Source organism: Lactobacillus kalixensis DSM 16043 (assembly GCF_001434335.1).
GTDB classification, from domain to species: Bacteria; Bacillota; Bacilli; order Lactobacillales; family Lactobacillaceae; genus Lactobacillus; species Lactobacillus kalixensis.
Genome location: NZ_AZFM01000031.1, coordinates 1 through 22,195 on the forward strand (window position 1 = coordinate 1; position 22,195 = coordinate 22,195).

18 protein-coding genes are annotated in these 22,195 nt (G+C 34.4%); 2 read left to right on the plus strand and 16 right to left on the minus strand.

Annotated features, from left to right (window positions below):
- Positions 1-72: 72 nt before the first annotated feature.
- The 4 genes from FC46_RS07945 to FC46_RS07960 form a co-directional block, all read right to left on the minus strand.
- Complete coding sequence (locus FC46_RS07945; RefSeq protein WP_057799552.1) at positions 73-1,254, minus strand: MFS transporter; 1,182 nt, start codon at positions 1,252-1,254, stop codon at positions 73-75.
- A 32-nt stretch (positions 1,255-1,286) separates the two neighbouring features.
- Positions 1,287-2,183, minus strand: coding sequence for an alpha/beta hydrolase (locus FC46_RS07950; RefSeq protein WP_057799554.1), 897 nt, complete (start codon positions 2,181-2,183; stop codon positions 1,287-1,289).
- A 106-nt stretch (positions 2,184-2,289) separates the two neighbouring features.
- Positions 2,290-3,150, minus strand: coding sequence for a helix-turn-helix domain-containing protein (locus FC46_RS07955; protein WP_057799556.1), 861 nt, complete (start codon positions 3,148-3,150; stop codon positions 2,290-2,292).
- Entirely contained in the window at positions 3,150-4,052 is a 903-nt protein-coding gene (locus tag FC46_RS07960; RefSeq protein ID WP_057799558.1) for an ROK family protein, read from the minus strand. Before FC46_RS07960 ends, FC46_RS07955 begins: the two co-directional genes overlap by 1 nt.
- 415 nt (positions 4,053-4,467) lie before the next feature.
- On the opposite strand from FC46_RS07960, the gene FC46_RS07965 reads away from it, so the two are divergent.
- Entirely contained in the window at positions 4,468-6,030 is a 1,563-nt protein-coding gene (locus tag FC46_RS07965) for a M1 family metallopeptidase (RefSeq protein ID WP_057799560.1), read from the plus strand.
- A 217-nt stretch (positions 6,031-6,247) separates the two neighbouring features.
- Here FC46_RS07965 and FC46_RS07970 read toward each other — a convergent pair whose 3' ends face one another.
- Together FC46_RS07970 and FC46_RS07975 are read right to left on the minus strand one after the other, a co-directional pair.
- Entirely contained in the window at positions 6,248-7,444 is a 1,197-nt protein-coding gene (locus FC46_RS07970; protein WP_057799562.1) for an ATP-binding protein, read from the minus strand.
- A 199-nt stretch (positions 7,445-7,643) separates the two neighbouring features.
- Positions 7,644-7,943 carry a hypothetical protein gene (locus FC46_RS07975; RefSeq protein WP_057799565.1) on the minus strand — a complete coding sequence of 100 codons (300 nt, stop codon included), beginning with the start codon at positions 7,941-7,943 and terminating at the stop codon, positions 7,644-7,646.
- A gap of 228 nt (positions 7,944-8,171) precedes the next feature.
- Here FC46_RS07975 and FC46_RS07980 point away from each other — a divergent pair, with 228 nt between their 5' ends.
- Complete coding sequence (locus tag FC46_RS07980; RefSeq protein ID WP_057799567.1) at positions 8,172-9,341, plus strand: SLAP domain-containing protein; 1,170 nt, start codon at positions 8,172-8,174, stop codon at positions 9,339-9,341.
- A 189-nt stretch (positions 9,342-9,530) separates the two neighbouring features.
- On the opposite strand, the gene FC46_RS07985 is transcribed toward FC46_RS07980, so the two are convergent.
- The 10 genes from FC46_RS07985 to pulA form a co-directional block, all read right to left on the minus strand.
- The gene (locus tag FC46_RS07985) at positions 9,531-10,031 is read right to left on the minus strand and encodes a YbhB/YbcL family Raf kinase inhibitor-like protein (protein ID WP_057799569.1); all 501 of its coding nucleotides are present in this window, start codon (positions 10,029-10,031) and stop codon (positions 9,531-9,533) included.
- A gap of 8 nt (positions 10,032-10,039) precedes the next feature.
- Positions 10,040-10,687, minus strand: coding sequence for a pyroglutamyl-peptidase I (gene pcp, locus FC46_RS07990; RefSeq protein ID WP_057799572.1), 648 nt, complete (start codon positions 10,685-10,687; stop codon positions 10,040-10,042).
- 19 nt (positions 10,688-10,706) lie between these two features.
- Positions 10,707-11,630: a DUF979 domain-containing protein gene (locus tag FC46_RS07995; protein WP_057799574.1), complete on the minus strand. Its 924-nt coding sequence runs from the start codon at positions 11,628-11,630 to the stop codon at positions 10,707-10,709.
- On the minus strand, positions 11,630-12,304 hold the full coding sequence (locus FC46_RS08000) for a DUF969 domain-containing protein (protein WP_057799576.1): 675 nt from the start codon (positions 12,302-12,304) through the stop codon (positions 11,630-11,632). Before FC46_RS08000 ends, FC46_RS07995 begins: the two co-directional genes overlap by 1 nt.
- A 96-nt stretch (positions 12,305-12,400) precedes the next feature.
- On the minus strand, positions 12,401-13,312 hold the full coding sequence (locus tag FC46_RS08005) for a prenyltransferase (RefSeq protein WP_057799578.1): 912 nt from the start codon (positions 13,310-13,312) through the stop codon (positions 12,401-12,403).
- Positions 13,313-13,470: 158 nt separating this feature from the next.
- The gene (locus tag FC46_RS08010) at positions 13,471-14,208 is read right to left on the minus strand and encodes an amino acid ABC transporter ATP-binding protein (RefSeq protein WP_057799580.1); all 738 of its coding nucleotides are present in this window, start codon (positions 14,206-14,208) and stop codon (positions 13,471-13,473) included.
- The gene (locus FC46_RS08015; protein WP_057799582.1) at positions 14,201-15,697 is read right to left on the minus strand and encodes an ABC transporter substrate-binding protein/permease; all 1,497 of its coding nucleotides are present in this window, start codon (positions 15,695-15,697) and stop codon (positions 14,201-14,203) included. The genes FC46_RS08010 and FC46_RS08015 overlap by 8 nt, the downstream gene beginning before the upstream one ends.
- A gap of 22 nt (positions 15,698-15,719) precedes the next feature.
- Positions 15,720-16,709, minus strand: a complete 990-nt coding sequence (locus FC46_RS08020; RefSeq protein WP_057799584.1) for a D-2-hydroxyacid dehydrogenase — start codon at positions 16,707-16,709, stop codon at positions 15,720-15,722.
- 14 nt (positions 16,710-16,723) lie between these two features.
- Complete coding sequence (locus tag FC46_RS08025; RefSeq protein WP_057799586.1) at positions 16,724-17,875, minus strand: aminotransferase class I/II-fold pyridoxal phosphate-dependent enzyme; 1,152 nt, start codon at positions 17,873-17,875, stop codon at positions 16,724-16,726.
- Between the two features lie 619 nt (positions 17,876-18,494).
- Positions 18,495-21,953, minus strand: a complete 3,459-nt coding sequence (pulA, locus tag FC46_RS08030; RefSeq protein WP_057799588.1) for a type I pullulanase — start codon at positions 21,951-21,953, stop codon at positions 18,495-18,497.
- Positions 21,954-22,195: the final 242 nt, after the last annotated feature.

Sequence of the window (22,195 nt, forward strand, 5' to 3'; positions counted from 1 at the left end):
AGGAAAAACCAGAACCGACGAGGGTTCTGGTGTATTTTAGTGCTTTCAAGTTTCAGTCATATTAATTATTATCTATTCTAAAGCTTTCTTACTACTTACACTATGAACTCTGAAGTAGTGGGCAAAAGCATAAATCGTGAATAGTACAAAAAATGTTGTTGAAATGAGCATTACTGATTTAGCATTTGAAGTTACGGCGTTCAAAATCATTGGTGAAACAGCACAACCCACATTAACTAAAACTAAAACAATAGTGGTAGCTAAGTTCACTGAATTTTGAGGTGCTGACCAATCAAGCCAATTATACATATATGGAACTGCTAAACCAAATCCAATTCCCAAGAGCAAATTACCGCTGGCAAGAATTGCAAAATTTGGTGCAAAAGTAATAATTGCAAAACTAATTGCGACAATCATGAAACCAATTGGAAAGACTTTATCATGCAATTTCTTAAAGAAGAAACCGAATGATGCACCTACAGGAATACTTACTAAGTTTAAAATACCTGTCAAAATCGAAAGTTCACTAACATTACCTAACTTTTCTTCTACAACTAATGCTGGTAATTTGAAACTTACTGGCATGTAGAATAAGAAAATTAAAAACATTAACACAGAAATCAAAATGACTTTTCCATTAATAGTTTGTCTATCTTTATTGTGTTTACTATTACTTTTTACTGCATGTGGTAGTGGAACAAAAATTGTGAACAGAATAAATGCTGGAATAACCAAGAAGTAAATTGCAAAAGCAGCATGCCAAGAAATTGTAATAAGGTAACTAATCAAGAATGAAGCAACTGCAGCACCAAGTCCGCCCATTACATTTTGAAAGCCAACCATGGTTGCTAGCTTTTCTTCATCATCCCCATAGAACTGTGGAATCAAACTAACAGCCAGTGAATTAAACAAACCAATTCCTGCACCAATTAAGAAACGTGAAACTAAAATTGGTGTATATGCTGTCGCATACATCGGAAATGTTCCAGCAAGTAATGTCAAAATTAATCCTGACAAAATTGTAGCTTTTTCACCAATGATTTTAATCAGAAATGGACTAATTAATAATCCAATCACAATACCAATATTGGGAATTGTAGCTAAAGTTTCAACCCCAGCTTGATTAATTCCTGGAAATGCGTGATACATTAACGGTAAAGCTGGTGAGATTGCTGGTGCCATCATTAAGAAGATTGAAATTGATAATAATGAAACTTTGAAGATCAAATGATCTTGTGTCCGTTTTTCTTTCATTTTCTATTTCTCCATTTCTAAATCATCTGTCTTCATTTATTCATATGCTTTTTAAAGAATTCAGCTTCTTCATCATTTGCTTGACTAGCCAAATCATCTTTTTGATTAATCAAGAATACGTGAGGTTCCGGATTATCTTTATCACCCCAAGATTTTTGAATAACTTCGACCCCTTTTGCTCTTAAAAATCCGTCTAATCTCACTGCACAATCATGAATAAAATCTTCGTTTGCAGTTGAAATAAAAGTTGGCAAGAAATCTTTAGTAATATATTTTTCAACATTTAATAAATCTAATGTTTTAGGGTCTTTCAATATTTCTGGCTTGAAGTAAGCATTAACTGCACCTGTGAGCATCCCCGGGTCAAGCATAAAAGTTGCTGGACTGTTCAAAGCAACTGCTCTAAAGTTCAAATCAGTTAAGGTATAGCCAAACTTTTCACGATATTCAGGATTTGTTAAAATCGTCGTGTATTGCTCTGCCATTTGACCACCAGCAGAATCTCCAATCAAAAATACATTATCCTTATCTAAGTTATATTCATCAGCATGGTCAGCTACCCAGTGAATGTATTCGTTAACTTGATCTAATTCTTCCGGAAATGTTGTTTCTGGTCCCAAGATATAACTTGGATTTACAAAGGCAAAACCACGTTTAGCCATTCCTAAGCCATAAAATTGGTAAGTTTCCTTAGTACCATAGACCCAACCACCACCATGAATATTAATTATAATCGGGATCTTTCCTTCGACATTTTTAGGAATATATAAATCAAGCAAATTCCATTTTGGATCTTTACCATATTGAAGATCATCAATCCTTTTTACTTCTGGAATATCATGTGGCAACCCACTATCACGTTTATCATCTGATTTCTTCCAATCAGTTCTCATTTGTTTAACAGCTTCTAAAATCTTTGAATCAGTCATGTTTATTTCTCCTCTTCTGAATACGCTTACATAATATCATAGCGAGAAAGATCAAAAAAAGACCAATATTAACTAAAAAGTGGCTAATATTGACCTAATTCTATTATTATTTTTCTCTACTATGCTTAAATTGCGAAGCAGTGATCCCATATAAATTTTTAAATGCTCTATTTAGCGATCTAACACTAGAAAAACCATTATCATAAGCAACTTCTGTTAAAGTCTTAAGCTTTGACAGTAGATCCTCATGAGCATGCTGTGCTCGAACATTAGAGATAAATTGATCTACAGTAATATCCATCTGCTTCTTAAAAAATCGTGACAAATATTCTTTTGAAATCGAGCATTCTTTGGCAATTTTAGTAAGACTAAGATCTTCTTGATAATGATCATTCACATACTGCGTAATGAACTGCAGACGCTGAATCTCATAATTTTTCCTTTTACCAATAGTGTCATTACTTTTTCTTTCTTTAGTAAAATACGTTAGCAATATCAGCAATATTTGATCAACTAAAGCTTGCTGTTTCAAACTCTTTTGCGGACTATCATCCTCAGACAGACTAATGAACTCATATAGAATACCTTGTAACTTACTATAGTTAAGTTTCTGCACATTTGAAAATTTCTCAGATTGATTAATATCAATATACTGATGATCGATTTCAGGATATAACTTTGAAACATAATTGAACGGAAAAATTATTGATATGCTTAATCCGGTTTTTGTTACATGAATGCTATGAATCTCTTGAGTGTTAACTACCAATATTTTCCCTGAATGAGAAGTATAGTGATGTTTTTCAATCAAAAAGTCATCTACTTCTCCATTAACTAAAAAACTCAATTCAATTCCGCGATGCCAATGCGGTGCAATATAAATAGGTGCATCATTTTTGTGAAAAACATAATACCAAACACTTAGTGGATCAACAGGTTTTACAATTTCATGTTCACTCACTGCCATTACAATTTCTCCCCATTAACATGGAGCAACAAATTATATAAAACACCGTACAAGTTAGCATCATTCTTAAACCTAGCATCCAAAATTTGAGGGCGCGTAAAGGTCATTCTAATTAATTCGCTAGAATCATACAACTTATCATATTGTCTGTTAATCTCTTTTACTACAATTGGTTGCGCAGAAATGCCGCCACCAATCGCAATGGCATCTAGATCAACAACTGATTGAACATTCACAATAATGCTTACAACGCGATTACAATATTCTTCAAAAATTTCCCATGCATCAGGATCCTTCTCATTAATCGCTTTAAATGCGGCTAAGCCATCTGTTTTATCAGAATTACCTAGTTTTTCATTAACTCTCGTAATCATTTGAACAGCAGAAGCGCGGGAACCAGCAAAGCTATTGAAGTCATTATCACTGTCTCTTAATTTCATAAAGCTGAGTTCTCCAGCTTGAAAATGTGCACCATTGAGAAGATGACCATCAACGATAATACCACCACCAACACCGGTACCCAGCGTAATCGCTGCACAATTCTTTATATCCTTCAGACTACCCAGCCAATTTTCAGCTAGAACACTTGCCTTACCATCATTAATAACTGCTACTGGAATACCTAGATCACGATATCTTTGAGCAAAATCAACACCATCAAGAAATGGCAATGATCCGCCAAAGTGAATTTTAGTATGTTCAATCTTTCCAGGCGCACAAAATGCTAAGCCTTTAATTTCTTTTTCGCTATATTTAGCAACAATATCATCAATAACCTTTAGAAATTCATCCTTATTATGGAAAGTTTTAACTTTGCCCTTTTCAATGATATGTCCCGAATCATCAAGCTCTGCATATTTTACATTTGTACCGCCAATATCAATACTAAGATAATTTTTCATATTATTTTCCCTTCAGTCCATTATTCTGTTATCGCTTACAATATCATTTTATTGCAATCAACAGAAATAACAAGTCACATATTGATATTATTTATGTAGTATCTTGATGTGTAATTTTTATCAAAAATTCAAAAAAAGTAGGCACCCGAAATGCCTACCATGAAAAATATAAAATTTCACCTTGTTAAATAGAATGGTCTGTCAATAGGTTTCATAATAATTTTCTCTACACTGAAAATTTCCAGATTTTTTATAATAATTTTCAGTATAGAGAAAATTTTAAGGATTTTTCGAGATATTTTCAGTGTACTGAAAATTCATCCATAAAATTACTTCAATTAAATGTAGTGCCAACTCCCCTTTAAAGGTGTAAAATTCTAAAAATAAGAGTTTTTACACTCTAGGAGGAGTACGAATGAAAAAACATAATTTTCGCCGCGCGCTTATCGCAACTATAGCGGCAATTTCAATCACTGCGGTGTTCAGTGTCAAGCCTGTTCATGCCGACACTGTCAATACAGATCCACAAGTTCAAGCAACCAATTATCAAATGAAAATTCACTTGAACACGAGAAAAAACAAGTTAACAGAAAAAGTGACAATTGATGTCGCAAATAATTCCCAAAATACTCTGCACCAATTGCTCGTTCGCAACATTGCAGCAGGTGTTTTGAAATACGACAATCAACATCGTTCAAAGAAGAATAAAAATCTCAAAACAACTGTAACTTCAATTACCGATGAAAATAATAAAAAGCTTAATTTCAAAGAAGCCGATCAACAAAGCAGTATCTATGTCAACTTACCTCAAGATTTAAAGCCTGGCGAAAAGACTAAGGTAACTATCAACGTCATAACTGATGTCCCTTATCGCGCTGACCGTTTCGGCTATCAACCAGTAATGGGCGGCAAAGTTTATAATCTTTCATTCTGCTTCCCATATTTGAGTGATTATCGCAACAACCACTGGCTCTTCCATCCTTACAGCGATGAAGGTGAGAACCGCAACAGCGCCGTAACAAACTATCACGTTTCTTTTTACGCACCTAAGTCATATACAGTTGCCGCAAGTGGTGATCATACAACTAATAAAGCTGGTAAAACTACTATTGAAGCTAAACAAATGCGCGATCTTGCCATTGTATGTTCTAACCGTTTCAAAGTTAGTCACGCTCAAGCAGATGGAATTAAGATCAACAATTTCTACTTTGCTAGCAAAAATGGCGCTAAATATAATCAATTAGCAAAACAATGTGCGGTAGATTCTTTCCATCTCTTTAATAAACAATTCGGAAAATATCCTTACAAGCAACTTGATATGACCGAAGCAGTTTTTGAACCATCAGCTGGCGGAATGGAATATCCTGGCCTAATTATGATTAGCGACGAAGGCTTTTTAGGTAAAAAGCCAAAATATTATGAATTAATTCAAGATGTTAGCCACGAAATTGCTCACCAGTGGTTCTTTGGCACTTTAGGGACAGACGAATATACTGAACCTTGGCTTGATGAAGGTATGGCTGAATATTTCGAAGATTTCGACTATAACAATCACGATTCTAAATCAATCAGGATGGTTCGCAATGAACTACTTAAGACTTCGAATAAAAAAGTACGTAAAGCTCTAAAGAAAACTAGCATCAAAACTAACATTAAATTATCTAAGGAAACCTTAGACAAAGTTGCAAAGTATTCTATGAAAAAACGCCATTACATTAACTATGCAATGAATGAGTTTCCTAAGAATAGCGGCGGCGAAGGCATAGTTGATTATGAAATGGCACCGATCTTTTACAACGCCCTTCGCTACTACATGGGCGAAAAGAAATTCTATGCTGCAATGAAAGATTACTGTCAAACTTATCAATTTAAACAACCAACAGGTCGAGACTTCTTGAATATGATTAAGAAATATGATGATTCTGCAAAGGTTCAAAAGGTAATTGATAATTTTATTGATCCACAATATTTAAGATAAAAAAGAAAACGTATCTAGATGACGTCAACTCGTTTCTTCTAGATACGTTTTTTAGCTCTTGCACAAAAAATGTTTAATATTAAATCCACTAATCAAGAGCTTGATTATCAGTTGATACGTATTCAGATTATGAGTGGAATTACTGAAAAATAATTACACGCAAAAAAGAGTTATCCACCTTTATGAAGTGAGATAATTCTTTTTTCTTTGTCGTTATCTACTCTTCTAATAACCAATCAATTAAATACTGCACATCAATTCCATCAACCTTACCTGCATCAAACTGTGATAAAGACAGCACTACTTTCTTATATCCATCTGGAATATATCTTAAATTATCCGTTTCTCTTGTATCATTTTCAGGTAAATGTTCAGTTACTTGATAATACTCAACCTCTTCTCCTTTTCTAGCAATAAAATCAATTTCTTTACCAGAATAGTCACCAACATCAACAGTATATCCTCTTCTAAGAAGTTCAATATAAACCACATTTTCAATTTGATGTCCGATATTGTCACGGTAATTTTTGTTCAATCGAGTATTTCTAAGCCCAGTATCTGCAACATAATATTTACCCAAAGTAGATAACATTTTTTTACCACGAATGTCATATTTTTTAGCTGCATAAAAAAGATACGATTGCTGTAACAAGTTTAAATATGAAATTACAGTTGCAGTTGTTGTTTTAAAGCCGTTACTTCTTAAAGTATTAGAAATATTTGTTGCTGAAATGGGACTGCCAATCTCTCCCATTAAATATTCAATAATTGCTACAATTGCTTTATCATCTCTAGTATTAGCTCGGAGTGCAATATCGCGTAAGACAACAGAATCGAAGATCCCATGCTTAAGCGCTGTCTTTAAATTATCACTTGGCGCAATATCTACTGCAGGAAAACCTCCATCGACAAGATACTCAGTAAACAGTTTATACGCTGTCTGCGGTGCGCCTTTTTTAAAATCATAGTATTCCTTAAACGACAATGGATATATTGTTAATTCCACATATCTGCCTGCCAATAAAGTAGCCATTTCACCTGATAATAAGTGAGAATTTGAGCCAGTAATATAAATATCTGCGTCCATATCGATCCGAAAGCTATTAATTGCTTTTTCCCAATTATTTACATTTTGAATTTCATCAAAAAATAAGTAATTTTTCTTGGTTTTATTTTCATGAGTATGAACATAATTATATAAATCTATTTCATTTTTTATCGTATTGAATGCCATGTCTTCAAAATTAATATAAATAATTTGACTTTCATCGATTCCTTCTTCTTTAAGATGGTCAATAAACATATTCATCAAAAATGTCTTACCTGAGCGACGAATACCTGTAATCACTTTAATTGCTTCGTTGTCTTTAAATTCATTCAAAAAATTCATATATTTGTCACGTGTAATGATCATGTTATCGCTCCACTGTTTTTCACAAAAAATATTATCAAGAAATTTTTGGTTTTGTTTTATATAAAATATTTTATCATCATTTCATTGATTTTGTATTCTATAAAAAACATTATTGCTATTTTTTGTATTCTATAAAAAACATTATTAGCCTAAAAAAATAGAAGACAAAGTTTTCAATTAACTTCATCTCCTTTTTCATTTATCCTTCTTTAACATAAGGACGAACAATATCTAATAAATCAACTAATGCTACAATATCTCGACTCTTCTGAACAGAGAATGGTCTACCTGGTTCTGCCGGCGTTCCGTTATCCAAAAAAACATAAGCTCGACCATTGAAGACGTCAATACTTACGCCTTGGTGATCAGATCTAGAACAATTTTCCTCTAACATTAATGCAGGATGCCCTAAATTATCGGTTAAGTGATGATAAATATTCCAATTTTCAGATTTCTTAATTCTTTCTTCAATCTTATTAAGAATCTCTTGATCAGTCATTTCTATTTCCTTTCTAGTCTAATTGATCTATCTTCACCTTTATATTAACACGCTTACATGTTCATTTTATTTATTATGACTCAGCTATTTTTCCTAATTCAATCTATAAAAATTCTATTTTCGTGTAATCAATATCACTCATATTTGCTTTACACATTTGCAAGTGCTTTAATGAGGGTGATTATAAAATTCAGTAATTAATCAGGTATTTTACGAGGAGAATTTTCAATGAAATTAGTCAAAAAAATTATTCTGGCTTCTATCACAACACTGATATCAGTCGGGTCATTGACTTTTGTTAGCAATCTAACGCCAGAAAAAGTCAACGCTGCAACAACCACAAGTGCTAAATTGATTAACAATAATAACCGAACTATTCCTACTTTTGATAAGAACGGTAAAGAATTGAAAAGCACCTTAAAAGCTGGCAGCACTGTTAATTATTATGGTAATCCTCTAATTTTGAATGGTAAAACATACCGTAATGCCTATGCCGTTCAAGCCAAACAAATAAATAAGAAAACCTATACTTCTTTAGGAGATGGCGGCTACATTTTAGCTTCAGCAACCAATGGAATGAACAGCAAGTTCCAATATAGAGTAGTCAAGAATACTACGATTGTTGATAGCAATGGTAAAAAGCTAAAGACCTATCGCGGTAAGAGTGCCAACATCAAGGCTACTTTTAAATCACCCGTTTTACTCAGTTTCGGTGGCAACACAGCTTATAATTTACCAGAAAGTTATTTAAAAATTGGTACTAACAAGTACATACGCACTTCTTATGCGACTCGATTAAATGGCAAGTATGTTATAGCTTTGGGTAAAGACACTTATGCATACAATAATCGTGGTCAAAAAATCCAAAAACTCACAAATCATTCAGTCTTAACTACTGATTCCAAGTTGCAAAAAGCTAATAAGAATAGTAAATACTTCTATTACACCAGTCCTAATTATAAAAATAATCAAACTTCAACTTTTAAATTCACAAAAATTAAAGGAAATGATTATTTCAAAGTTGGCACTAACAGATATGTTCCAGCTTCTAGTGTAATTAGTGCTAACGGCATGATTTTGTATACTAGACAGCCAATTACCGTTAAGCTATTAACTGATCGAACTGTATACAATAGTAATTATGATGAATTAAAAGAAACTTGCAAGGCTGGTACAACTGTTAAACTGGATCAGGCTGCAATTGACAATAGCTTAAGTGATCCTCAACTTTACTTCCGCATCCAAGGTACGAAGCATTACATCTATTGGGGTGACTACGGTGAATATCCTGAACGAGTAGCCAGTTACGATCCTGATTATAATGAACATAGTTCATTCATGTTCAGTCAATTCATGATTCCTACCAGACATACTGCACCTCACCCTGCAAGTGATTAGCAAAAATAATAACGTCGATCTTTTTTGAAGGTCGACGTTTTTTTCGTTATCAAAAAAGCTAATCGTCATAACGATTAGCTACACCAAATAGTCACATGTTAATTGCGATTGGAGTTAGTGAACTAGCCCTTCACTAGCTCCTTTTCTTTTATATTTTAACATGATTTAAAAATATTTTCAGAGAAATTATCATTCTGCTCTACTTGGAACTGAAATGGTAGCACTGTCAATTACATGACCTTCCATTTTACGCAAAAAGTCGTTTAACCAATAGCCTTCTTTTAGATCAAGTTTTGTATCTAATGCATATACAGTTAAGGTGTAATAGTGTGTCTTATCCGGTGGCATTGGACCTGTATAGCCTTCAACTGGACCAGCATTTTCACCCAAAAACTTGCTGATATTGCTATTATTTCCCTGAACAAAATCAAAGTTATTATTAGAGTGACTGATATTAGCTGGAACATCTTGAACTGAAAGGTTGGCTGCAAGCCAGTGAATCCAAGTAAATCCACAAACTGGAACTGAATCAAAGTCTCTAAAATATACAGCTAAAGTCTTTGCATTATCTGGTGCATCAGTAATAAAAATGGGGAAAGATCTACTAGGCTTTCCTTCAATTTTTTGATCAGCAAATTTACTATAACAATCCGGAATAAATCCGTTCATAGTTGGAATCTCTATTTTCATTTAATCACCTAATGATTATGTCCTTCAATAGCAACAATATCGCCCTTGCCATCTCGTTCAACAATCGCGGTTAACGCTGCAGTCAAACCTTTTACAATATCACCCAAGTTCATTGATGGCGTGCTTGGACGCTTCACTACTTGTTCCGGCAAGAATGGAATATGAATGAACCCCGCCTTGATGTTAGGAAATTCTTTTGCTCTCATATATTGCACCTGATAGAAAATGTGATTGCAGACATAGGTACCCGCAGTGTTTGAAATTTCTGCAGGAAGTCCAGCGTCTCTAATTGCCTTTGCTTCAGCTTTAATTGGCAACTGAGTAAAGTACGCAGTTTCACCATCTTCATGAATCGGCTCGCCCAATGGTTGATATCCATCATTATCAGGAATACGACCGTCATTAAGGTTGATTGCAACACGCTCGGGTGTTAATGCATAACGTCCGCCTGCTTGACCAACATTTAAAACATAATCAGGATGTTCCTTTTCAATCGCAGCTTTCACAACGTCAGCCGATTTATTGAAAACAGTAGGAATTTCTAGCTTCACGATTTCCGCTCCAGCAATTGTATCTGGCAATCTTTTTACTGCTTCAATTGCTGGGTTAATCTTGTCTCCACCAAACGGATCGAATCCGGTTACTAAAATTTTCATTGATAATTTCCTTCTCTCATTAAAATGCTAAAAAGTACATTAAACCAATTTGAACAATCAATAAAATAATTGCGATTGGAGCTTGTTGCTTAATTACGCCCATCTGATCCTTCATTTCAAGAAGTGCAACAGGCAATGTATTAAAGTTAGCAGCCATTGGCGTTAACAACGTTCCACAATAGCCTGATGTCATTCCAATTGCAGCAACAACGGCCGGATTTCCACCCTGAGCAATTACAAATGGAATGCCAATAGCTGCTGTAATTACGGCAAAAGCTGCAAAGGCATTACCCATGATATATGTAAACAGCGCCATTGATACACAGTAGAGTACTACCCCCAACAAATGATTTCCAGTTGGAAAAATATGGCTGAACATATCTGCAGTCAATTTCCCGACGCCACAAGTGGTGAAGACAACGCCCAGCATGGCCAACAATTGGGGTAAAACTCCTGCCGCACCAACGCTTCTAACCATTCTTTGTGAGTCAGTATACACCTGTTTTTCGTTGGTCCGTGTCAAAAATACCGCCAAAATCAAGGCACACATTGCTCCAATCCCAATGCCAACTTGTCCACCAAGAGGCGTGAATTCAGCAACTAAGATTGAAACTAAAGCAAGAACAATACTTGGTAAAAACACTTTAGCGCCAAGCCGTTTTGCTCCCTCTTTAGCAGTTTTTTCATTTATTTTTGGTAATTTTCCAACCTGAATTTGCTTAAACAATGCCAAAACACCGATAATAAAAATCATTAAACCAGTGATATAATTTGGAATCAAATTTCCAAAGGCAAAAATTACAGCAAGAAAAATCCAAAAGGTAAAAGTTCCAATTCTTGCCTTATTGCTTTTATCACGCAAGGTTTCGATGCCTGCCATTGCCATAAATAAGCCAATTAATGCATAAAAAATTTCTAATAAAAGATTGATTGTGCTCTGCATTAGGCTTCCTCCCATTTCTTCATTTGATGATCAAGGTACAAGTTATAAAGAAATACCAGAACAAATGTGATAATCGCAATTGGTATTGTATTTACAACAATTTGAACAGGATCCACATCATACTTTAATGAGCGCATAGTTGAAGAAATTAGCAAAACGCCAGAAGATGCCACAAAAAGATTTTGGGCAAAGAAATTACCAAAGTTTTCGATAGAGGCGCTTCTTCCTTTAAGCAAGTCAGTCTCTTCAGTAGTGAGTTTCTTATCAATTTGATCTTCGGCAGCCGCCGTTACCATCGGGGCAATAATTGGTCTGATGAATTGTACTTGACCTTGAAGCGAGATTCCGAAAACACCAGCAAGTTCACGAATTAATAAATAAATATTTAAAATTCGTCCAGCCGTAAGTTTTTTCATTTTCTTAATCGCATCAACTGCATAATGTCTTAACCCATGTGACTCGACCAAGCCGATCATTGGTAGCGTTAAGAAGAATAAACTAACCATTCGATTGTCAACGAAACTTTTGCCAATTGTACTGAGTAAATCGAGAAGATTCATTCCTGAAAAAAGGCCGGTTACAATGGCTGCGATAACAACCACAGCTGTCGTATCCCACTTCAGGACGAATCCAATAATTATTATCAAAATTCCTAGAAGTTTCAAGTATTCCATATCTATTTTCCTCTTTATCTTTATAATTTTTTCACAATTAATAATACCTAAATTTCAGGTGCAAAAGAAGACACGGTGTCACCTTTTTATATATTCTTATAGAAATACTAATATTGTATATAACAAAATATAACCTACTAGAAAAATCGACCCATTTTTAACTAATAACAAATAAGTTGTTTGCTTATCCGGCTTAGTAAAAAAGCGATTAAATTGTGGCATCAATAATGGTAACAAAATGCTAGAAAAAACAATTGGCCATGGCATAACTCTAACAATTACTAATAATATCGGCAGCAACATTGCAGTAATCACGATCGCTTTATCAAGCTTAAGTGCATCTTTTACACCAATATAACTAACCAAAGTCTTCCTACCATTGGCAAGATCCTCTTCTAAATCGCACAGATTGTTCCCTAACTGACAAGCGTACATAATCAACGTTAATGGCAAAACTCTTAAAACAATTATCCCTATTAATTGCCAATTTATCTGATAAGTATCGTAAATATTTACATAGACACCAACAATGTTGATAAAAGTCGAGATGAACAACGCAACTACTGCCTCACAAATCGGAGTTGCGTTGATAGGTTTAGGACCGGCTGTATAGAAAATGCCAACGAAGTAGCCAACCATCCCCAAAACGAGTATTTGCCAACCAGTACGATAAACTAAAATCAATCCAGGAATTATAGAAATAAGATATGATATGATGACTAAATTTCTCACTGCTGGCAAAGATAACTTCAATCTACCAATCGGATTTGTTTTCTTCAAAAAATGCTGATCCTTACCGTGCAAATAATCAAAATAATTATCAGCGATATTCACCGCTAAATCGAATAAAAAAACGCACGCAAAACATAATAAAACATTAATCAAATTGATCAAATGATACTGCTGATATGCAATTGCTGTAGCAAACATGAACCAAATCATGTTTAGTGGTGCAGTATAAATTTCAGATAATTCATAAAATACTGGCCAACTTAGAACTTTTTTCATTATTTCATTCCTCACTGTAAACTTATATTTTCATAAGTTAATTATAAACATTCTTTCGAGATTGCAATAATGAATCAAAGTATAAAAATAGGAGTTATGGAGTTATGACCAACTAAAGTTTAGTCTTAACTCCTTAATAATTCAGCTAATTCATTTAATTACAAGACTTTATTCAAAAAGTCCTGTGCACGTTTACTAGTAGGATGGTCAAAGAATTCTTCTGGAACCCCTTTTTCTTGCAAATAACCATCTGCCATGAACCAGATTTGATCAGCTACTTCACGAGCAAAAGCCATTTCATGTGTCACTACAACCATGGTCATCCCTGACTTAGCCAAATCTTTCATTGTAGTCAGAACTTCACCAACCATTTCCGGATCAAGCGCACTAGTCGGTTCATCAAATAGCATAACTTCAGGATGCATTGCTAATGCTCTCGCGATCGCTACACGCTGCTGCTGACCACCAGAAAGACTAGCCGGATACTGCTGCGCATGATCCTTCAATCCTACTTTACTCAATAAACTCAATGCTTCACTTTCAGCATCTTTATCACTCACACCTTTGACCTTCATTGGTGCAAGCTTAATATTTTCTATAACATTCATATTAGAAAATAAATTAAAGTTCTGAAAAACCATACCTATTTTTTCACGTAATTGATCTAACTCTTTGCCATCTTTTAGGCTTACAAGATTTTGCCCATCAAACAATATCTGACCTGAATTAGGCTTTTCTAATACATTTAAGCAACGTAAAAAAGTACTTTTCCCTGCTCCAGAAGGACCAATAATGCAGATCACCTGTCCTTGATCAACTTCTGCAGAAATATCTTTTAATACTTCAGTATTGCCGTAATTCTTTTTTAAGTGGTTTACTTCAATCAATTTAGCCATTTTTCTTCATCTTTCCTTCAAAGTAATTCAAAACTCTTGTCAAAATAAAAGTCATTACAAAGTAGATCATCATACAAATAAATAATGGTAAAACACCCTTATAAGTTGATGTTTGAACTAATTCTGTTTGGTACATTAATTCAGTTACACCAATTACTGATACTAATGAACTGTCCTTTAATAAAGTAATGAATTCATTCCCCAATGCAGGCCAAATATTTTTAATAGCTTGTGGGATAATTACGTATCTATAAGTCTTATTCTGACTCAAACCTAATGATCTTGCAGCTTCAGTCTGGCCTTTAGCTACAGCATCAATACCTGATCTAATATCTTCTGCCACATAGGCTCCTGAATTTAATCCAATGGCGATAATCCCCGCAACTAATGCAGATAAGTTAGAAATTAACATCCCTACACCGAAGTAAACGAACAAAATCTGTACCATTTGCGGAGTGCCACGAATGAATTCAATATAACAAACAGCAATCCAGTGAAGCAATTTGTTGTTTGATAATCTCATTAAGGCTAAGATCATCCCTAGCACAATACCAATTACTACTGAGAAAACTGTGATAATTAATGTGTAGCCCACACCAGTAACGAAGTAATTCCAGTATCTACTCATTGTGTTTGTCTTTTGGGTAGTCTTCATATACTTAGCAGCTTCTGGTAAGTACTTTTTAGTAATCAATCCTTGCTTGTTCGCCTTAGCAATTGTCTTATTGATTTGCTTGAGAAAATCGCTTTGTCCTTTAGCTACAGCAACAGCGTTACCAACTTCCGGTCTTTGTAAATCTGACTTAACTGCCAATAGATTAGAATTGTTTTCCGCATATGCTTTTGCATTTAATTCATCTAAAACAACGGCAGCCATTTTTCCTGATTGTAAAGCCAAAACCAGATTATTAACTTTAGACAAGCCTTTGAGCTTACTCTTCTTCATCTGCTTTTGGACCATTGTGTATTGCAAACTACCAGTTTGCGTACCAACGGTTTGGCCAGCTAAAGATTTAATATTAGTGTATTTATTCTTATCTCTTTTATTAATAAGGAAGTATTCACCATTTGGCTTGTAGTAAACTTTAGAAAAATCTACGCTCTTTCTTCTTTCAGGAGTGGCATTCATTCCAGCAATAACCATGTCGATCTTTCCAGTTTCTAGACCAACCAATAATGAGTCGAAATTCATGTTTTTAATAACAAGTTTTACGTTCAAGTCTTTAGCAATCTCTCTAGCTAATTCTATGTCAACCCCGACATATTCGGTCTTACCATTTTTACTGGTAGTAAATTCCATTGGAGGATAGTCTGCAGAAGTTCCTACAACCAATGTTTTTGTCTGTTTAACTTTCTTTAAGACAGTTCCTTCTGCTACATTCTTTTTACTAGTTGAACTCGCTGCATAAGCCGTTCCACTTAGAGAAAATACACTTGTAAATATCATTAGAATAGCCATAATCAAGGCCATAATTTTAGTCTTTTTCATTTTTCCACCTTATATTTATCCATTAATTATCTAAGACTTGAAATTGTGGTCGCTTACCTTCAACAATTGCAGCAACATCATTTAGTCCCATTTCAACCATATTTTTCATAGCTGTATCAGTATAAAAAGCACTATGAGGAGAGAGTAGAACATTTGGCATGGCATGAAGAATTTTGTAATCTTCAGGAATTTCTTCTGGAAGAGCCTTTTTCTCAAAAAACTGACCTTCATCAGCTAGGGTATCAAGTGCAGCACCAGCGATTTCTTTAGTCTGTAGGGCTTCAATTAGATCTGAAGTTTCAACAATGCCGCCACGAGCCATATTAATCAAATAAGATGTTGACTTCATTTTTTTAAAAACAGCTTTATTGAATAAATTTTTAGTCGAATCATTCAATGGCGTATGAATTGTAACTATATCTGCCTGCTTTAATAAAGTATTGAAATCAGTATATTCAAGATATGGAGCTAACTCTACACGATGAATTGGATCATTAGCGATCACTTTTGCGCCTAGAGCTGAATAAAGTTGTGCTGTCGCTCCTCCTATATGCCCTGCACCTACTACTCCAACAGTTAAGTTATATATTTCAGTGCTTTCAAGACCAGCCCAGCGAAAATCTAAATTATCCATTCTTTGATCATAATACCCAAGCTTTCTAACTAAACGCATTGCTTGAGTTAAACCCATTTCAGCAATCGCTCGAGGAGAATAAGCTGGAACATTGGTTACAATTAAGTCATATTTCTTAGCCAGCGTTAGATCAATCATGTCATAACCAACCATTCTTGCTGTTAATTGTTTAATACCATATTCATGAAGCTTTTGGTAAACAATTGGTTCAAGCGGATGTATTTGTTGAAAATTAATCCCATCAAATCCTTTTGCCATTATGACCGTCTCTGAATTCAAATTCTCTTTGACACACTTAACTTCAATATTTTTAGCTTTAGACCATTGATTAATATATTTCTTCTCTGGTTCTAAAACTGAATACATGATAATTTTCATTTTTCATTCCTCGTTTACCAATTGATCTGTTTTAACTTTTTTACAGCATCTTCTAACGTTTCAAGTGGCTGTGTCGCCGCAATTCTTACAAATTTCTTAGCGCATTTACCAAAAGCTGCGCCTGGAACAACCAAAATCCCCGCTTTTTCAAGAAGCTGATCAGCAAATTCTGTAGAATCCATACCGGTTTTACTAATATCAACGAAAATATAAATACTACCTTCAACAGGAATAACTTTTAGCCAAGAAATTTTGGCTAGCTCGATCTGCAGAAACAATATACGTTTTTCAAAAGCGCTAGTTAAAGGTTGTACTATTTCTTCATAGTGTTTCAAACCATAAATTGCTGCTTCTTGAGACATTGTTGGTGCAACAAAAGTCACGGCATCGTTGACTTCATTTGCCGCTGTTACTAACCAATCAGGACCAATTAGATAGCCAATCCTCCATCCAGTCATTGCGAAGCTTTTAGACATCCCACTAACAATCACACCATTTTCAGGAGCAAATTTGGTAATCGGGGAAAAGTGATATCCTGGCATAACATAATCTGAATAGATTTCATCACTAAAAATTAAAAGGTTGTTTTTAATAGCAACATTAGCTAAAGCTTGAGCATCTTCATCTGAAATTATTTTTCCGGTTGGGTTATTTGGAGTATTGATAATAATTGCTTTGGTTTTAGGAGTTATTTTTTTAGAAATTTCATCAACATTGATCTTAAAATCATTATCTGACTGGCCATCAATAATGACAGGAGTGCCATTAGCCATTTTTACTTGATTGATATAGGGTGGATAAGCTGGCTGTGGAATAATCACTTCATCTCCAGGATCAAGTAAAGCCTCTAAAGCAATAAATAAGGCATGCTGAGCTCCAATTGTAACTAATACTTGATCTTTGTCGAAGTATGTTTGGTATTTACTTGCATAATAATCACAAATAGTTTGACGTAATTCGGGTAGACCTTCAGCTTCTGTATAATGAGTCATTCCCGCCTTCGCTTTAGCAAAAGCATAATCAATAATTTCTTGAGAGGTAGTAAAGTTGGGATCACCAACTGACAAATCAATTACATTATTCATCTTTGCTGCCTTAGCACAAACATCAGCAAGAATATTAAATGCAGGCTTTTGATATTGTTTACTTAAAATTGAACTATCCATAACTTATTCCTTTTAATTCAAAAAATTTGCAAAAAAGTGCAAAAAAAACCGATGACAATTAATTAAGGGTTAACTGCCATCGATTTAAAAAGAATAAGTAAAGAATTATTAATTATAAATTACAATTGGAGATTGCGAAAAGTACAGGGTAGAAACATACCATGTGAAAATTCTTCATTATTCAGATCGTAGGCAATTGAACCCTGTACTCGTCGTAAATTTAAAGAACTTAACATAGTATTTTTCTCCTTTCTTTTCAGATATGTGTTTTGGAATTTCTTTAATAATACTCTTATAATTTTGTTATTGCAAGCTAATTTGTAAAAATATTTTAGGATATTAATAATATGCGTTGAATTACAAAAACAGTGAATTGACTATTTTTAAGAATAATCAATCGGCCAAAAATATCCATAATAGAATTGAAACCATAATTTTAACCTCTAATTCTTTTTGGAAATCATACTGATACCTCTATTTATAAATCAGCACACATGTTCTAAAACATCTTTAAACATTATATCAAAGTAAAAAAAGAAAAAAAGAAAAAATACTCCAAAATAAAAAATGAGAACTAAAAGTCATATAACTCTTAGTTCTCATTTTGCATTTAATTTCTTTATCTTACGTCTCTTGTGTTAACAACTTTAACAAACTTATTCTCGCCAATTTGATAGAATTGTTTACCTTTGATAGTTGTAATCTGGCCATAATTCATCGGAGTGATAATCTTGTTTTTCTTCAAGAGTACACGCCTATGATTCTTTCTCACAGCCTTGCCCTGTCTGTTATAAACAAAACTATTGTGAATCAAGGTCTTTCTGCTAATGGTATTTGCTGCCTTGATAAATTGATTCTCACCAATTTGGTAGAACTTCTTATTGTTAATCATAACAGCTTGGCCATTGTTCCATGCTGAGATAACAGTACCAACCTTCAAGACTAAATTATTGGCTCTAGTAATTCCATCCTTTTGGTAAACATAAGCATTATTGGTTAAAGTGATTTGCTTGATATTTTGAACTGGATTAGAAACGCTTGAATTTGTATTATTATCAATTACTGATGTTACATCATTATTGATAGTTGGTTGATCAACATGATCAGGTTCATTTTCACCTGGAACAGTAGGCTTTTCTTCACTCTTTCCTGCTTCAAGTTCCACAACTAAGGTGCTCAGTGGCATCAATGAAGTATCCTTGCCTAATTCAGTTTGTCCATCACTATCAAGTAACTTCTTCTTACCTGATAAATCAATCTTATCAAAATCAGCTTGAGCATCATTTACATTGAAAGTAACGAGTAACTTTCTACCATTATCGCTGATATATTCAAAAGCAAACACTCCCTTGTCACCTGCATTTACAACTTTAACTGATTTGTCAATTTGACCATAATTATCTTGTCTAAATGCAGCTTCAGATTTACGCAAGTTAACTAATTCTTTAAAGTAATCAACTAAACCAGAATTTTCTTTTACTCTTTTCCAATTAATTTCATTACCATTCTTAGTTTGCAAAGACTCTTGACCTGCATGAACAAATGGGATGCCTTGAGCGAGCATTGCCATTGAAGTTGCCAACTTGTCTCTCTTAATGATATTTTCTTCTGATTCATCCGGCATCAAAGCCTTGATCATATCATATAAAGTTCTATTATCGTGACAAGCTACATAATTGATAGTTTGGCTAGGAATTTGGTAAGGATGATGAACAGTCTTGCCATAATTTTGTCCACCTAAAAATCCATCGATGAAATTACGAGCATTTGTTTCATAATTTGCTTCTTGGCCATTTCCTTCAACTAATCCTTTAGAAAGTCCACCAAATTCGGCACCTTTAATTGCATTGCGGATATCATCAGAGAAGAAGCCAATACCCTTATCAACTTTATCAGCATTATATTGACCAGCACCGATATCATGATTGGTCTGGCGCATGTCCCAACCTTCACCATAAACAAGAATGCTTGGATCAATCTTATTCAATTCAGCTCTAACTTCATTCATGGTATCAACGTCTAAAATTCCCATTAGGTCAAATCTGAAGCCGTCAATATTGTAATTCTTAGCCCAATATTTCACTGAGTCCACGATGTACTTACGTGCCATCTTTCTTTCACTAGCAACGTCATTACCACAGCCAGTACCGTTAGTGCTATGTCCTTCAGCATCATATTGGAAATAATAGCCTGGAACTGTTTTGTTCAAAGCTTGCTCATCAGCATTGTAAACGTGGTTATAGACGACATCCATGACCACACGAATACCAGCTTTATGCAAGCCATCGATCATTTGCTTCATTTCAATGATTCTAGCTGTTGGATTCTTGGCATCACTTGAGTAAGTACCTTCAGGAACATTGTAGTTTTTTGGATCATAACCCCAGTTATAGCCAAGATTGCTGCTAGTTTCATCAAGACTAGCAAAATCGTACATTGGCATTAATTGGACGTGTGTAACACCAAGCGATTTCAAATAATCTAATCCTGTAATCTGACCATCAGCAGTCACGCCAGATTCGATCATCCCTAGATATTTACCCTTATCTTTAATTCCAGAATTCTTATCACTAGTAAAATCACGCACACTCGTTTCATAGATTATCGCATCAGTTGGTTGTGAAAATGCAGGCATACGTGAGAAGTTATTTGGCTTTATCGCATCATAATCTTCGATTACAGTTCTTTCACCATTTACAGTCACTGCCTTAGAATATGGGTCATTACTTTGACTAGTCTTGCCATTACCGAAAGTGAGTGAATAGTCATAAGCCCAGTTCTTATAGTCACCAGGAAGGGAAACGCTCCAAACGCCCTTATCTCCACGAACCATCTTATAGCTCTTACTTGCCTTACTGTTATTATCTAAATTGTCATACAGATTAAGAGTAACTTCTTTAGCGACAGGTGACCATAACTTAATAATTGTTTGTTCTTCGGTATAATTTGCACCTAAATCATCACCTGAATAATAGTACTTATCATCAAATTCTTTTGAGCGTACATAATTACCGATATCAATTTGTTTCATATTTCCTTTAAAAGAAATTTCGTTATTGTTCATAAGATCCATTTCTTCCTTAGTTGTAATTTTGAATTTTAAACTTTTGCCCTCGGCATCGGCATTTACTGCTTCAACATTAGTAATAGTATTACCATTCATTGCCAAATTAGCTTTAGCTTCATCAGCGGTCATTGCTTTACCTGATTCAATTATTACAGTATTAGCATTTTCCATTGAAGCTGATGATAAACTTTCTTGTTTTAGTGATGCACTCTTGGTGTAATAAGCTGTTTTATCGCCTGCAACAAGATAAATATCAGTTACACCATTGCCTGGAAGAGGTGTAAATTCTGACACTAGTGTATCATCATCAACTGGAGATGCAAAAATTTTACTGAATCCAGCTTCTGAAGAAAGATCAAATGAACCAGTTTCACTTTCTTTACCGCTACCGTCCAAGTTATGCTTTATCTTAGTACTATCTTTATCAGTCCAAACGTTGATAGCATTAGCACTAGCATTTCCATGATAATGAATATTAATCTTAGCTTGTTTATATTCTGGTGTTACTTGCTGAGCTTCATCTATGCCTTCTTTATACCAAACTTCACCCTTACCATTAGTTGACACATCAATAGTTCTATCTTGTCCTTGACCATCTTTGTCCCAGCTATCTTTACCTTTGATTAAGGCACCTACTTCTGAATAACTCCCATTGAGATCAACTGTGGTGTAGTAACCATAGTCGTCTTTACCTTCCCATTGATATTGCTGACCTGAACCATTAGGCTTCTTTCCCCAAAGATAAGGATCCCATTTACTGCCGTCACCATCGTAGTGAATAACAACTTTAGTTTCATCCTTTACAGTCCGCGTATCGGATAATTCCTTAGGTTCACTGGTATTTTCATTTTGTTTAACATCTTGAGTTATTTGTGTCTGAACTGTTTGATCTGAATCTGCAGCCTTGACTGTTTGATTAAAGTAATTTGATCCTAGCCATAAACTCAAAACAGCAGATGTACAAACAAAAGTTACTTTAGCGATATTTCTTGAACGATCATTCTTATTCATAAAAAACTCCTCAATTTTGTATCATTTTCTCTACTCATGTAGTTTATCAGAAAGCGTTTTCACAAGCAATGGATATATTTTTTTGTTAGCGGTAACAGAAGAAAAAAGAAAAGAGCAAATTCCGCGAAGATTTGCTCTTTTCAATTATGATTTAGGTGTATAGTTTTTATAATATAATTAATTACTAATTAACAATTGCCTTAGTGGTTTCTTTGTCAAAGAAGTGTGCCTTGTTTACATCA

Bases quoted from the DNA above. Each gene is read 5' to 3' on its own strand.
- FC46_RS08015 (WP_057799582.1), bottom strand. From the start codon at position 15,697: ATGAAAAAGACTAAAATTATGGCCTTGATTATGGCTATTCTAATGATA.
- FC46_RS07980 (WP_057799567.1), top strand. From the start codon at position 8,172: ATGAAATTAGTCAAAAAAATTATTCTGGCTTCTATCACAACACTGATA.
- pulA (WP_057799588.1), bottom strand. From the start codon at position 21,953: ATGAATAAGAATGATCGTTCAAGAAATATCGCTAAAGTAACTTTTGTT.
- FC46_RS07965 (WP_057799560.1), top strand. From the start codon at position 4,468: ATGAAAAAACATAATTTTCGCCGCGCGCTTATCGCAACTATAGCGGCA.
- FC46_RS08025 (WP_057799586.1), bottom strand. From the start codon at position 17,875: ATGGATAGTTCAATTTTAAGTAAACAATATCAAAAGCCTGCATTTAAT.
- FC46_RS08010 (WP_057799580.1), bottom strand. From the start codon at position 14,208: ATGGCTAAATTGATTGAAGTAAACCACTTAAAAAAGAATTACGGCAAT.
- FC46_RS08000 (WP_057799576.1), bottom strand. From the start codon at position 12,304: ATGGAATACTTGAAACTTCTAGGAATTTTGATAATAATTATTGGATTC.
- FC46_RS07950 (WP_057799554.1), bottom strand. From the start codon at position 2,183: ATGACTGATTCAAAGATTTTAGAAGCTGTTAAACAAATGAGAACTGAT.
- FC46_RS07970 (WP_057799562.1), bottom strand. From the start codon at position 7,444: ATGATCATTACACGTGACAAATATATGAATTTTTTGAATGAATTTAAA.
- FC46_RS07960 (WP_057799558.1), bottom strand. From the start codon at position 4,052: ATGAAAAATTATCTTAGTATTGATATTGGCGGTACAAATGTAAAATAT.
- FC46_RS07995 (WP_057799574.1), bottom strand. From the start codon at position 11,630: ATGCAGAGCACAATCAATCTTTTATTAGAAATTTTTTATGCATTAATT.
- FC46_RS07985 (WP_057799569.1), bottom strand. From the start codon at position 10,031: ATGAAAATAGAGATTCCAACTATGAACGGATTTATTCCGGATTGTTAT.
- FC46_RS07945 (WP_057799552.1), bottom strand. From the start codon at position 1,254: ATGAAAGAAAAACGGACACAAGATCATTTGATCTTCAAAGTTTCATTA.
- FC46_RS07955 (WP_057799556.1), bottom strand. From the start codon at position 3,150: ATGGCAGTGAGTGAACATGAAATTGTAAAACCTGTTGATCCACTAAGT.
- FC46_RS07975 (WP_057799565.1), bottom strand. From the start codon at position 7,943: ATGACTGATCAAGAGATTCTTAATAAGATTGAAGAAAGAATTAAGAAA.
- FC46_RS08020 (WP_057799584.1), bottom strand. From the start codon at position 16,709: ATGAAAATTATCATGTATTCAGTTTTAGAACCAGAGAAGAAATATATT.
- pcp (WP_057799572.1), bottom strand. From the start codon at position 10,687: ATGAAAATTTTAGTAACCGGATTCGATCCGTTTGGTGGAGACAAGATT.
- FC46_RS08005 (WP_057799578.1), bottom strand. From the start codon at position 13,312: ATGAAAAAAGTTCTAAGTTGGCCAGTATTTTATGAATTATCTGAAATT.